9 protein-coding genes are annotated in these 13,687 nt (G+C 50.8%); 7 read left to right on the plus strand and 2 right to left on the minus strand.

Annotation, left to right across the window (positions count from 1 at the left end; genetic code table 11):
* Positions 1-875 precede the first annotated feature (875 nt).
* Complete coding sequence (locus PsAD26_RS14845; RefSeq protein ID WP_063311079.1) at positions 876-4,547, minus strand: vitamin B12-dependent ribonucleotide reductase; 3,672 nt, start codon at positions 4,545-4,547, stop codon at positions 876-878.
* A 698-nt stretch (positions 4,548-5,245) separates the two neighbouring features.
* Here PsAD26_RS14845 and PsAD26_RS14850 point away from each other — a divergent pair.
* Entirely contained in the window at positions 5,246-5,935 is a 690-nt protein-coding gene (locus PsAD26_RS14850; protein WP_063299332.1) for a response regulator, read from the plus strand.
* 169 nt (positions 5,936-6,104) lie between these two features.
* On the plus strand, positions 6,105-6,491 hold the full coding sequence (locus PsAD26_RS14855) for an NADH:ubiquinone oxidoreductase subunit NDUFA12 (protein ID WP_057465168.1): 387 nt from the start codon (positions 6,105-6,107) through the stop codon (positions 6,489-6,491).
* 69 nt (positions 6,492-6,560) lie between these two features.
* Here the strand turns inward: PsAD26_RS14855 and PsAD26_RS14860 are convergent, their stop codons facing one another.
* The gene (locus PsAD26_RS14860; protein ID WP_063288636.1) at positions 6,561-7,220 is read right to left on the minus strand and encodes an alpha/beta hydrolase; all 660 of its coding nucleotides are present in this window, start codon (positions 7,218-7,220) and stop codon (positions 6,561-6,563) included.
* A 328-nt stretch (positions 7,221-7,548) separates the two neighbouring features.
* Between PsAD26_RS14860 and PsAD26_RS14865 the strand changes: the two genes are divergently transcribed.
* The 5 genes from PsAD26_RS14865 (at position 7,549) to PsAD26_RS14885 (ending at position 13,686) form a co-directional block, all read left to right on the plus strand.
* Positions 7,549-8,706 carry a cysteine desulfurase family protein gene (locus PsAD26_RS14865; protein ID WP_063311080.1) on the plus strand — a complete coding sequence of 386 codons (1,158 nt, stop codon included), beginning with the start codon at positions 7,549-7,551 and terminating at the stop codon, positions 8,704-8,706.
* A 151-nt stretch (positions 8,707-8,857) separates the two neighbouring features.
* On the plus strand, positions 8,858-10,330 hold the full coding sequence (gene sufB / locus PsAD26_RS14870; protein WP_063311081.1) for a Fe-S cluster assembly protein SufB: 1,473 nt from the start codon (positions 8,858-8,860) through the stop codon (positions 10,328-10,330).
* A gap of 60 nt (positions 10,331-10,390) precedes the next feature.
* Complete coding sequence (gene sufC / locus PsAD26_RS14875) at positions 10,391-11,143, plus strand: Fe-S cluster assembly ATPase SufC (protein WP_057465164.1); 753 nt, start codon at positions 10,391-10,393, stop codon at positions 11,141-11,143.
* A 15-nt stretch (positions 11,144-11,158) separates the two neighbouring features.
* Positions 11,159-12,442: a Fe-S cluster assembly protein SufD gene (sufD, locus tag PsAD26_RS14880; protein ID WP_063311082.1), complete on the plus strand. Its 1,284-nt coding sequence runs from the start codon at positions 11,159-11,161 to the stop codon at positions 12,440-12,442.
* On the plus strand, positions 12,439-13,686 hold the full coding sequence (locus tag PsAD26_RS14885) for a cysteine desulfurase (protein ID WP_063311083.1): 1,248 nt from the start codon (positions 12,439-12,441) through the stop codon (positions 13,684-13,686). The genes sufD and PsAD26_RS14885 overlap by 4 nt, the downstream gene beginning before the upstream one ends.
* Position 13,687 lies beyond the last annotated feature (1 nt).

Here is a 13,687-nt window from a genome sequence, read left to right on the forward strand (position 1 = left end):
CTCAGCTGCAGCGCTGGCGGTCCTTGTGTATTGCCCCATTGTTCACTCCTAATCTAGTGATCATGGGCCAAAACACTCCATTACTCAAATCGATCGATTTGTCCATAAGGCGTCGCCGACAAACAATCGATAAGTAACGTGATCATAGTCGCTATTTCTTAGTAACTTCAATTATCTTTGAAAGTTCTATTGTAATGGGAGATGGCCTATGCGCTGCGGGGTGAGGGGATTACCTTATTTTACAAGTACACCTAGCTCCACTTCATGCATATTCAGTCTCAGTGGGGGCGTTAGTTGTAACGATCGAAGGTAAGCATGTTGTCCATTTCGGAGATATCACCACAGGCGGGTTAGAGGCGTTACGTATGGTCTACCTTTTGTGATTATTAGATGAGGTATCTGGTTTAAGGACGTTGCTTGAAAGGAGTTTATCAGCTTTCGGGACTTAACTGACCAGTGGAAGCTGTTAATGGTCTCTTAGTTTACGCTGCTCTTCCTAAAAATGCGCCGTGAGGCCGAGTAGGGAAACGCATTCAGAAATAATAACACTCAACCGTCTGCGGCCAGAGTTGATAGTGGTTGCGATGCAACGAGCCCATTGTTTAGTGTATGTTCTTTCAAAATATACCTATAGTAATAAAATTACTTTTACCTATGGCTTAAAATGTTTGGAAATTTAGAAGACTTCTGCTTGTTTGAGAGTTTTAAGTTTGCTGAAACTTGATATGCACACTTTGTATTTCTCACCAATCTAGGTAGTAGTTGGCCTGTTCCGATATTCCCGCAAGTAATCTCTCACGGTCCAGTGCGCACAAACGAAAACAGGCCCCAAAGCTAAGCTTTGGGGCCTGTTTTTATAAGTTATTGATCAGCAATCAGCTGCAGCCGCTGGTGGAGCCGCAGGTGTCGCATTTTAGGCAGGTGCCGTTGCGGACCATGGTGAAGTTACCGCACTCTGCGCAGCTTTCGCCCTCATACCCCTTCATGCGGGCCTGAGCGACTTGACTGGCGACAGATGGCTGTGCAGCAGCAGGTGTTGCAGTGCCAACACTCGCTGTCGCTGTTGCTTCACCACCGCGCTGGAAGGCCGTTGCAATCGCATCAGACTGAGCAGTGATCGCACCTGCCAGCTGAACAGCCGGATCACCACCTGGGACCAGACGGAATTTCTCGGTCTGACCGCGAACAAGGCCGTGAGAAACAATCGCAGGGCTGCTCTCTTCATCCTGACCTTCAGCAGAAGAACGGGAAGTAGATGTCGCACTGTCCAATGCTTCTGGCGGCACGTGGGCCAGATCGTTACGACCCAGATAAGACACAGCCAGCTCACGGAAGATGTAGTCAAGAATGGACGTTGCATTCTTGATTGCGTCATTGCCCATCACCATGCCAGCAGGCTCAAATCGGGTGAACGTGAACGCGTCAACATATTCCTCAAGCGGAACGCCGTATTGTAGACCAAGAGAGATCGCAATCGCGAAGTTGTTCATCAATGAGCGGAAGGCAGCGCCTTCTTTGTGCATGTCGATGAAGATTTCGCCGATGCGGCCATCCTGATATTCACCGGTTGTCAGGTACACTTTGTGGCCACCAACGGAAGCTTTCTGAGTGTAACCTTTGCGGCGGTTAGGCAGCTTTTCGCGGTTGCGAACAGTACGCTCGATGATCCGTTCAACAACACGCTCTGCAACAGCTTCAGCGCGAGCTGCCTGTGGCTGTGCAAGGATGTCATCAACTGTGTCTTCTGCATCATCGTCTTCATCTTCCAGCAGCTGAGCGTTTAGCGGCTGAGACAGCTTGGAGCCATCACGATAAAGAGCGTTTGCTTTCAGACCCAGCTTCCAGGAGAGCATGTAAGCTTCTTTACAGTCCTCAACACTGGCAGTGTTTGCCATGTTGATGGTCTTGGAAATCGCACCGGAGATAAAAGGCTGCGCAGCGGCCATCATCTTGATGTGACTGTCAACGGACAGGAAGCGCTCACCAATGCGGCCACAAGGGTTCGCACAGTCAAACACCGGGTAATGCTCTTCTTTCAGGTGCGGTGCACCTTCCAAAGTCATAGCACCACACACATGGGTGTTAGCAGCTTCAATCTCTGCCTTGCTGAAGCCCATGTGGCTCAGAAGATCAAAGTCCATATCTTCCAGCTGTTCAGCAGAAACGCCAAGCTTACTGGTCAGCAGCTCATCACCAAGGGTCCAGCGGTTGAAGACGAACTTGATATCGAATGCAGACCCAAGTGCTCCAGCCAGTTTCTCAAGCGCAGCATCATCGAAGCCTTTGGCTGTCAGGCTGGCGCTGTTGATGGCAGGGGACTGAGAAATGGAACCGTGACCAACTGCATAAGCTTCGATCTCGGCAATTTCAGCTTCTGAGTATCCAAGCGTACGCAGCGCTTCAGGAACAGCACGGTTGATGATCTTGAAGTAACCGCCACCTGCGAGCTTCTTGAACTTCACCAGGGCAAAGTCAGGCTCAATACCGGTCGTGTCACAATCCATAACCAGACCAATGGTGCCGGTTGGTGCGATCACAGTGGTCTGCGCGTTGCGGTAACCGTGTGCCTCTCCAAGCTCAAGAGCTTTGTCCCATGCAAGACGGGCACGCTCAACAAGCTCAGCCTGTGGGCAGTTGGAAGCATCCAGAGGAACGGGCAGGGTGCTGAGGTTCTCATAACCCTTGCTCTCGCTGTGAGCGGCACGGCGGTGGTTGCGGATCACGCGCAGCATGTCCATGGCGTTTTCCTCATAACGAGGGAAAGAGCCAAGCTCACCAGCCATCTCAGCAGAAGTGGCGTAACAAACACCGGTCATGATTGCGGTGATCGCACCACAAAGCGCACGGCCTTCGTCACTGTCATAAGCAATACCAGAGGTCATCAGCAAGCCGCCGATATTGGCGTATCCCAGACCAGTGGTGCGGTATTCGTAAGACAGTTTTGCAATCTGCTTGGACGGGAACTGCGCCATCATGACGGAGATCTCAAGCACGATCTGCCAGAGGCGGGTCGCATGCTCAAACTTGTCAAAGTCAAACTGCTGATCTTCCTTGCGGAACTGCAGCAGGTTCAATGAGGCCAGGTTACACGCGGTATCATCCAGGAACATGTATTCAGAACATGGGTTGGATGCGCGGATCTCACCGCCCTGTGGGCAGGTATGCCATTCATTGATGGTGGTGTGGTACTGGAGGCCCGGATCAGCAGATGCCCATGCCGCGTAACCAATTTGCTCCCAAAGCTCAGCTGCTTTGATGGTCTTCTGTGTGCCACCGTCAATACGGCCAATCAGATCCCAGTCTCCATCGACCGCAACAGCTTTCAGGAAGCCATCAGTGACACGAACGGAGTTGTTGGAGTTCTGGCCGGAAACGGTCAGGTAAGCTTCAGAATCCCAGTCTGTGTTGTAGATCGGGAATTCAATGGTTTTGTAGCCCTGACGTGCAAACTGAACCACACGCTGAATATAGTTATCAGGAACCATTGCCTTCTTGGCAGCGCGCATTTCGCGCTTCAGGGCAGGGTTCTTGTTAGGATCAAAGCAATCGTCGCCGCTGCCTTCGCAGTTGACGCAAGCTTTCATCACAGCCTGCAGGTGCTTCTGACACACTTTGGAACCAGTTACGATGGCCGCAACCTTCTGTTCCTCATGCACCTTCCAGGTCACGAATTCTTCGATATCCGGATGGTCGATATCAACTACAACCATCTTCGCTGCACGGCGTGTTGTGCCGCCGGACTTGATTGCACCAGCTGCACGGTCACCAATCTTCAGGAAGCTCATGAGGCCGGAGGATTTGCCACCGCCTGCCAGACGCTCGCCGCTTGCGCGCAGAGAGGAGAAGTTGGTGCCGGTGCCAGAGCCGTATTTGAACAGACGTGCTTCACGAACCCACAGGTCCATGATGCCGTTTTCATTCACCAGATCATCGTCAACAGACTGAATGAAGCAAGCATGCGGCTGCGGGTGCTCATAAGCGGTCGCAGAGCGGGTCAGCTCACCAGTTTCAAAGTCAACGTAATGGTGACCCTGGCTTGGGCCATCAATGCCATACGCCCAGTGCAGGCCGGTGTTGAACCATTGTGGAGAATTCGGAGCAACCTTCTGGGTCGCGAGCATGTATCGCAGTTCGTCATAAAACGCTTGCGCATCAGCTTCGCTGTCGAAGTATCCGCCTTTCCAGCCCCAGTACGTCCATGTACCAGCCAGACGATCGAATACCTGACGGCTGTCGATCTCAGACCCAAAGCGCTTGTCTTTCGCCATCTTGGAAAGAGCTTTGTCGTCTGGAGCTTTGCGCCACAGCCAGGATGGAACGGTGTTTTCTTCTACCGCTTTCAGCTTGGCCGGAACGCCAGCTTTGCGGAAGTATTTCTGTGCCAGAATATCAGAGGCAACCTGAGAGAATTGCTTAGGAACCTGAATGTTCTCCAAGCGAAACACAACGGAACCGTCTGGGTTACGGATCTCGCTCGTTGCGTTGCAAAACTCAATATCTGCGTAGGGGGATTGTCCTTCCGCAGTATATCGCCGCTCAATTCTCATGTTTAGCCCCTTATCGCACCCGGTGACGGTCACCGCGGTACATCTCGGTTTTAAGAGCGCCGATAGCTAAGATTTTAACCAAAAGTCCGCCGCCGGTTTTGATTAATCCGCTATCTGGCATTTATCCTAGTAAACGCAGGTAAAGTGGCACGCAATTCGATGCTATCACAATATCTAGTGTGCTGATAATATATTAACACAATATTTAGGCTGCAATTGGCAAAAAAAAGCGACCGCTGGAAGTGAATGTTAATCCAACTCCTAGCACTCGAAGCTACTTAAATGTGGTGAACTCCCGGCCGAGGCCGCACTATCCTGAACACGTCTTGATTTCGACCTCAAATTAGATTGAATCGGAAAGCATCGTCAAGCGTGATCTGTCCACTGGTTGTGTGCATAAGAGGGATCGGAACACCAAATATTGTAATCTGTGTGGATTGTGGGGAGACCCAGGCCTGTTCCAAACCGGGCACAGGCAGCAGAACCCCGCCATTTCCGCAAAGCCAAGCGAAAATGCAAATTCAAGCTCATTTTTTCTGGGGGATATTTTTAGGAAAAATTATTCAGTGGATCAGAAAATTTCACGGGTAAAAAAGTCTGTGTACCCCACGCAATTTTACGCAGTAGTTGTAGGGAGAGATCATATATAGTTTCTCAATTACCTTTGGTATCTGGTTAGGTTAAATTAGCGAGCAGATATGCATCACACCTCCTTCGGCAAGGACATTTCTCAGTTAGATGTGGTTCTTGTGGAACAGTCAAAACCCACCCAAGCAATCCTAAGGGGTATCTTAGGCACCCTAAAGCTTGGGCGCGTGCGTGTCTATGATAGTCCCAAAGATGCATTACCAATGCTGATCTCAGACCCACCAGATCTGGTGTTGTCCGGTTGGGAGATGAAACCCGTCAGCGGTTTCCAGCTCTTAAAGCTTATGCGTTCAGGCCGAATCCCCGAGCTCATCAATGTTCCACTCGTCTTTATTACGGCCTATGGCACCCGTGCTTTGGTGACGCGGGCCTTGGAGGCAGGGGCCCATCATCTGCTGGTGACGCCGATTTCATCCTCTGTTTTGAAGAAATCGCTGGAGTCAATCAGCAAGGACCGCCGTCAGTTCGTCCGCAACAACGACGGTGGTTTCATTATCGATGGAACTGCAAAGCGACTGGAACAGAATCAGGCCAAGTTCGCGGCGCTCAACAAAGCGCGCGAATACCAGAAAGACGAGAACGCACCATCACCCGAATCTGAAATGGCACCAAGACCACGCAGATCGACGAAAAGAGATGAGAACGAGCCTCTCTCACTCAAAGATCTGGAGGTTGGCAATGTTTCACCAGCAGACAAGTTCAGTCAAAACCCGTACTTGTCGCGCCGTGCCAAGAAATAACGCATAAAATAGGCGTCAGAATTGTGAAAATAATAACTGACCCTAGGATATTTAAAGCGACTTCCGGTGAATAGTTGAAACTACGGTACTCTAAGACTGGACAGGCACCCAAACACTCGTCATATTCCGGGAAAATTTACAAAGCCACCGATCTGGAAAGGCCAGACACATGAAACACCTTCTGCTTACGTTCTTCACATGGTGGAACAGTGACACGTGGGGCACTCGCTTCTTCACATGGAGAAAGGGTGAGTTCGTCGGGACCGATGACTTTGGTAACAAGTATTATAAAGAGCGCGGCGGCAAGCGTCGTTGGGTGATTTATAAAAACCTTGCTGAAGCCTCCCAGATCCCTGCCGGTTGGCACGGTTGGATGCATTACCGCACAGACACTCCGCCAACAGAGAGTGGTTATGTCGCGCGTGAGTGGGAAATCGCTCACTCTCCAAACCTGACAGGCACACCAAATGCATATCGTCCAAAAGGGTCCATCCTGACACCGGAAAAACGTCCGGAAGTGACTGGAGACTACCACGCCTGGACACCTGGCGAATAAGCCAGACACGAGTTACGAAAAAAGCCCGGTCAATCGACCGGGCTTTTTTAATGCATAAAGCATCGCTGATTATCCAGCGTCTTCTCCGATCAGGCCGAGACGGCGATCGAGATAGTTAGCACAATTACCAATCAGACCATCTACATGGTTTTCAAAGAAGTGGTTTGCACCTGGCATTTCCTGATGGTCGATAATGATACCCTTTTGGGTTTTCAGCTTATCAACCAGAGCCTGAACATCCTTCTGTGGAACCACTTTGTCCTGCTCACCATGAATGATCAGGCCAGAAGACGGGCAGGGTGCCAGGAAGGAGAAGTCATGCAAGTTGGCTGGTGGGGCGATAGAGATAAAGCCCTCAACTTCAGGACGACGCATCAAGAGCTGCATGCCAATCCATGCACCAAATGAGAAGCCCGCAATCCAGCAAGCACGTGCATCCGGATGGATGGTTTGTACCCAATCCAACGCCGCAGCAGCATCTGAAAGCTCACCTTGACCATGGTCGAACTGACCCTGGGAACGACCCACGCCGCGGAAGTTGAAACGCAAAACTGCGAAGCCGCGTTTCGCAAACATGTAATAGGTCTGATAGATAATCTGGTTGTTCATCGTGCCGCCAAACTGCGGGTGCAAATGAAGAACCAGTGCAATCGGAGCATTACGTTTTTTTGCTGGATGGAAACGGCCTTCTAGCCGTCCTGCAGGGCCATTGAAGATCACCTCAGGCATATACTGCAAAATCCTCTTGTTTTAGTCGGCAGCAAATGTCTGCCGGCTTTTTGGTATACCGGATCATTGTCGATTAAACTTGACTGCGAGACGCAAGTTTATTAGAACCAGTTTAGAATTATTCTACGATGAACCTCAAGGGCTACACTGAAAATCGGCCTCTATTGGAGAAAGGTATATCCAACTCGGCGCACGCACGTTATAGACCTCAACGAACTCAAAGGGAACTCTTTACCCCTTATCGTAAGCACCGTGGAAAATATCAAGGTTTCCATTTCCATAGAGACCCAATTAGGGCACTAAAGAACCCCATTTTCTGTGTTAAACTATGACAATAAACCGCGAACTGACATATTTAGACTATAACGCCAGCGCTCCACTGAGGGAAGAATCTCTTTTAGCTCTTCAGGAAGCCTATAAAGCAGCTGGTAATGCGTCCTCTATTCACAGCAGCGGTCGGCGCGCCCGATCCATCATCGAAGATGCAAGGCACAAAATTGCAGATCTGGTAGACGGCAACCCGGCGAATATCATTTTTACGAGTGGAGCGTCAGAGGCAAACGTCACAGCATTATCGCCCACTTGGCTAAAAAATGGCGAGCCCTATATTCTGACCCAGGTTTTTGTGAGCGCAATCGAACACCCATCCATTATAGCCGGTGGTCGATTTGCAGCCCAAAACGTTCAAAGCATTCCCGTTGATGAAGACGGGCGCGTGGTGGTGAGTGAACTGCGCAGACTGCTTGAGAAACTGGGAGAAGATGAAACCGCATTGGTGTCTGTTATGGCTGCCAATAGTGAGACCGGTGTTTTGCAACCCCTGCAGGAAATCGGCGTTCTCACAGAAGATTTAGGTCATCTCTACCATGTGGACGCAGTCCAGATGGCAGGGAAAGAACCACTTTCAATGGCCATGATTGGCTGCAACTCCATGTCGATCTCCTCCCATAAACTCGGAGGTCCGCAAGGGGTTGGCGCTCTTATCCTCGGGAAAGGCGATTTTCGCCCCATTCCACTGCTGACAGGTGGCGGACAAGAATCGTGGAGAAGAGCCGGAACAGAGAATACGGCAGGCATTGCAGGATTTGCGGTTGCGGCAGCGCAATCAACTAATCCTGATGAACATGCTAGGATTTCGCGCCTGCGAGACCATATGGAAGAGAGACTGAATGAGCTCTCTTCAGATGCGATCATCTTCGGTAAAGATGCCGCGCGTCTTGGCAACACGACGTGTTTCGCAGTTGAAGGGATTTCAGCTGAAACCGCACTGATCAACTTTGACTTGTTTGGTGTCGCTGTTTCATCTGGGTCTGCTTGTTCATCCGGCAAAGTAGGCGCATCCCATGTGCTTCTTGCAATGGGAGTATCGGAATCATTGGCGCGTGGTGCAATCCGGGTCAGTCTCGGTTGGGCGACAACCCAAGAAGATGTTGAGCGTTTTTTAGGCGCTTGGACGAAAATTTATAAACGAATGAAGCCCACATAGAAGGGGTGAACGCCGTATATAAAAATAAACGAGGACAAACCCTCGTATAAATAAGGATGCACTGTGTTGCGACAGAGCATCTGTTAAGTAAGGGCAAACGGGTCCAATAATCGTACCCAATGCGGCTTTGAACCGCGTATGGAGACAAAGCATGGCGGCAGTCCAGGAAACAATTGATCAGGTCAAAGCAATTGATGTTGATCAGTATAAATATGGCTTCGTAACCGATATCGAAAGTGAGCTTGCTCCCAAAGGGCTCAATGAAGATATTGTTGCATACATTTCGGCTAAAAAAGACGAACCGGAATGGATGCTCAATTGGCGCTTGGAAGCGTTCCGTCGTTGGAAGACGATGGAAGAGCCAACATGGGCGCGAGTTGATTATCCGAAGATCGACTTCGAAGACCTTCATTATTATGCAGCACCTAAAAAACGTGAGGGACTAAAGTCTCTTGACGAGGTGGATCCAGAGATTCTGGAAACCTACAAGAAGCTGGGCATTCCATTGTCCGAGCAGGAAATCTTGGCAGGTGTCGCACCTGAACACCGCGTTGCAGTTGATGCTGTTTTCGATAGTGTTTCAGTAGCAACAACCTTTAAGGAAGAACTGGCCAAGGCAGGCGTTATTTTCTGCCCGATCTCCGAAGCAATTCGTGAGCATCCAGAGCTGGTTCAAAAATACCTTGGGTCTGTTGTTCCGGTCTCCGACAACTTCTACGCAACATTGAACTCAGCTGTGTTCTCTGATGGGTCGTTTGTGTACATTCCACCAGGCGTGCGTTGCCCAATGGAACTGTCCACCTACTTCCGTATCAATGAGCCGAACACAGGTCAGTTTGAGCGTACGCTGATCATCGCAGATAAAGGCTCTTATGTGTCTTATCTGGAAGGGTGTACTGCCCCTCAGCGCGATGAAAACCAGCTGCACGCTGCTGTCGTTGAGCTGGTTGCTCTGGAAGATGCACAAATCAAGTACTCTACAGTTCAGAACTGGTATCCAGGCGATGCTGACGGCAAAGGCGGTATCTACAACTTCGTGACCAAGCGTGGCGACTGCCGCGAAAAGAACTCCAAAATCTCTTGGACACAGGTTGAAACCGGTTCTGCCATCACTTGGAAATACCCAAGCTGCATTCTGCGCGGAGATAACTCACAGGGTGAGTTCTACTCCATTGCGATCTCTAATGGTCACCAGCAGATCGACAGCGGCACCAAGATGATCCATCTGGGCAAAAATACTGCCAGCCGGATTATCTCGAAGGGTATCTCCGCAGGTGTCTCTCAAAACACCTATCGCGGGCAGGTTTCCGCGCATCGCAAGGCATCTAACGCACGCAACTTCACCCAGTGTGACTCGCTTCTCATTGGCGATAAGTGCGGTGCCCACACCGTCCCTTACATCGAAAGCAAGAACTCCTCAGCGGTGTTCGAGCACGAGGCAACAACCTCCAAGATCTCCGACGATCAGATGTTCTACTGTCAGGCCCGTGGCCTTGATGAGGAAGAAGCTGTCGCATTGATCGTGAATGGTTTTGTCCGGGACGTAATCCAGCAACTGCCGATGGAATTCGCAGTTGAGGCACAAAAACTGATTTCGATCAGCCTTGAAGGAAGTGTGGGCTAAAACGCGGACCACCGCGTTTGCCTCGTACCTATTGAAGAATTGAAAAGACGAGAACGATAGATGCTTGAGATCAAAAACCTGCACGCCGAAGTTGATGGCAATAAAATCCTTCGCGGCATTGACCTGACCGTTCGCCCGGGCGAAGTCCACGCGATCATGGGACCAAACGGGTCTGGTAAGTCCACCCTGTCATATGTATTGGCAGGCAAAGACGATTACGAGATCACCGAGGGCTCCATCTCCTACAATGGCGTTGACTGGGCTGAGCTTGGCGCCGATGAGCGCGCCGCTGCCGGTATGTTCCTTGCGTTCCAGTACCCGATCGAAATCCCGGGTGTTGCAACCATGACCTTCCTGAAGACTGCGTTGAATGCACAGCGCAAAGCACGCGGTGAAGATGAAATCTCCACCCCTGACTTCATGAAGCTCGTACGTGAGAAGTCCAAAGAGCTGAAAGTGACGCCAGACATGCTGAAGCGTCCACTCAACGTCGGTTTCTCCGGCGGTGAAAAGAAACGCGCTGAGATTCTGCAGATGTCTCTGCTGGAACCAACTCTGTGCGTTTTGGATGAAACAGATTCAGGTCTGGACATCGATGCATTGCGCGTTGTTTCTGAAGGCGTCAACCAGCTTCGCTCCCCTGAGCGCTCCATGATCGTAATCACGCACTACCAGCGACTGCTGGACCACATTGTACCGGACGTCGTGCACGTTCTGTCCAAAGGCAAGATCGTGAAAACCGGTGGTAAAGAGCTTGCTCTTGAACTGGAGAAAAACGGTTACGCTGATTACGTCGGCGAAGAAGCTGCTTGAGCTGGAGGGTAACCGATGAATGCTCCGGCAAATATCAAAGAGACAAAAGCAGAGCAGAGCCTGAACGCTCAGTTCGACGCAACTTTCGCGCAAACAACGCAGGAAAACGCAAACCAACGCAAACAGGCGTGGGATGCTTTCAAAGCAAAAGGCATTCCGCATCGCCGCGTTGAAGAGTGGCACTACACAGACCTGCGCACCAAAATGAACGATGCATTTGCATTGGCTTCAAAAACCGCGCCCAAAGCTGATGCTTTGAAGGGTGCTGGTGATCTGAAGACCTACCGCATTGCCATCGTCAATGGTCGTTACGCGCCAGAACTGTCGTCAGATCAAGACATTGCAGGCTTGAGCATTGCTCAGACCGGCGGCTTCCTGGCATCACAGCTCGGTACCGACGACGCCATGGCGCACCTCAATCAGGCTCTGGTTCAGGGCGGCATCAGCATCAAAATCGCCGCAGATGCAAAGATTGATCTGCCGATTGAGATCGTTCGTTACACCGATGGTTCCGAAGTCAGCTCCTATGCAGGCACCTCGGTTGAAATCGGTTCGGACGCAAAAGCGCTCATCATCGAGAGCTTTGAAGGCGATGCCGACGCTGCTTACCAGTCCAACGCCCTCACTGAGGTCAAAGTTGGCGATAAAGCAGATGTGCACTGGCTGAAGCTGCAGGTGGAAAGCGCAAAAGCGCAGCATATCGAAACGCTTAGCATTGAGCTGGGTGCGGAAACCAATTTCCAGCACTTCATCTACAATGAAGGCGCATCTCTGTCTCGTGCCCAGCTCTTCCTTGAGTTCAAGGGCGAGGGCACCCATGCTGGCCTGCGCGGAACATCTTTGCTCAAAGACAACCAACATGCTGATATCACACTGTTTGTGAAGCATGCCGTTCCAGGATGTGAAAGCCGCGAATACTACCGCTCTGTCGTCGACGACAAAGCCCGCGCAGTTTTCCAGGGCAAGATCATTGTGGAACAAGCTGCTCAGAAGACTGATGGTCAGATGATGATCAAAACGCTTCTGCTGAGCGATACCGCTGAAATCAATGCCAAACCTGAGTTGGAAATCTTTGCAGACGACGTTCAGTGCGCCCACGGTTCCACCACCGGCGACATTGACGAAGATCTGCTATTCTACCTCATGGCACGCGGTATTCCAGAAGCTCAGGCACGCAAAATCCTCGTTCTCGCATTCCTTTCTGAAGCTATTGAGGAATTTGAAGAGGAACAGTGTGTAGAATTGCTGGAAGCAATGACACGCAGTTGGCTTCATGCCGATGATATGGTGAGCGAATGACCAAGGTCGACAACACGGCTTTCACAGCTCCATACGACGTTGAGAAGGTTCGGAAAGATTTTCCGATCCTTTCAACGGAGGTCTATGGCAAGCCGTTGGTCTACCTGGATAATGGTGCGTCAGCCCAAAAGCCGACGGCGGTGATTGATGCAATCACCAAAGCTTACACCCAGGAATATGCCAATGTGCATCGTGGCTTACACTATCTGTCGAACACAGCCACTGAAAACTTTGAGGCGGCACGCGAAACCGTGCGCCGTTTCCTGAATGCTCCAAGCGTTGACGAAATTGTTTTTACAAAATCGACGACTGAAGCAATCAATCTAGTGTCCTACGGATTGGAAGATGACATCCAGGAAGGCGATGAAATCATCATCTCCATCATGGAGCACCATTCCAACATCGTGCCTTGGAACTTCCTTCGGGAACGCAAAGGCGCTGTCATCAAATGGGCACCCATTGCAGAAGATGGTACGTTTCTGCTGGATGAGTTTGAAAAACTCCTGACAGATCGCACCAAAATTGTCGCAATGACCCATATGTCCAACGTCACCGGAACCGTGGTTCCAGTGAAAGAAGTCACGCGTCTTGCACACGAACGTGGTGCAAAAGTCCTGATTGACGGCTCGCAAAGTGCAGTGCACATGCCTGTCGATGTTCAGGATATTGGCTGTGACTTCTATGCGATCACCGGGCATAAGCTCTACGGTCCAAGCGGCATCGGAGTGCTCTACGGCAAGAAAGAACTTCTCAACAAGATGCGCCCATTCCAGGGTGGCGGTGAGATGATCAAGGACGTGACCGAGTGTCTTGTCACCTATGCTGAAGCTCCGCATCGTTTCGAGGCTGGTACCCCGCCAATCGTTCAGGCTATTGGATTAGGGGCCGCCCTTGACTATATGGAGAGTCTGGGACGCGAAAATATCGCATTGCATGAAGCGTCCCTACGTGATTATGCAGAGCAGCGCTTAAAGGAAGTCAATTCCCTGAAGATCTTTGGCAATGCCAAGGATAAGGGATCGATCTTCTCCTTTGAGATTGAGGGGGTTCACGCCCACGATATCTCGATGGTGATTGACAGAGCGGGCGTTGCAGTTCGGGCCGGTACGCATTGCGCGCAACCTTTGCTGGCGCGTTACGGCGTGACCAGTACATGCCGTGCAAGTTTTGGCCTGTACAACACCCATGATGAAGTCGATCGCCTGGTAGAAGCCTTGCGTAAAGCGCAGATGATGTTTGGTTAGG

Origin of the sequence: Pseudovibrio sp. Ad26 (genome assembly GCF_001623285.1) — a bacterium.
Taxonomy (GTDB): Bacteria; Pseudomonadota; Alphaproteobacteria; order Rhizobiales; family Stappiaceae; genus Pseudovibrio; species Pseudovibrio ascidiaceicola.

Coding starts and splice junctions, on each gene's coding strand:
- PsAD26_RS14845 (WP_063311079.1), bottom strand. CDS start 4,547: ATGAGAATTGAGCGGCGATATACTGCGGAAGGACAATCCCCCTACGCA.
- PsAD26_RS14850 (WP_063299332.1), top strand. CDS start 5,246: ATGCATCACACCTCCTTCGGCAAGGACATTTCTCAGTTAGATGTGGTT.
- PsAD26_RS14855 (WP_057465168.1), top strand. CDS start 6,105: ATGAAACACCTTCTGCTTACGTTCTTCACATGGTGGAACAGTGACACG.
- PsAD26_RS14860 (WP_063288636.1), bottom strand. CDS start 7,220: ATGCCTGAGGTGATCTTCAATGGCCCTGCAGGACGGCTAGAAGGCCGT.
- PsAD26_RS14865 (WP_063311080.1), top strand. CDS start 7,549: ATGACAATAAACCGCGAACTGACATATTTAGACTATAACGCCAGCGCT.
- sufB (WP_063311081.1), top strand. CDS start 8,858: ATGGCGGCAGTCCAGGAAACAATTGATCAGGTCAAAGCAATTGATGTT.
- sufC (WP_057465164.1), top strand. CDS start 10,391: ATGCTTGAGATCAAAAACCTGCACGCCGAAGTTGATGGCAATAAAATC.
- sufD (WP_063311082.1), top strand. CDS start 11,159: ATGAATGCTCCGGCAAATATCAAAGAGACAAAAGCAGAGCAGAGCCTG.
- PsAD26_RS14885 (WP_063311083.1), top strand. CDS start 12,439: ATGACCAAGGTCGACAACACGGCTTTCACAGCTCCATACGACGTTGAG.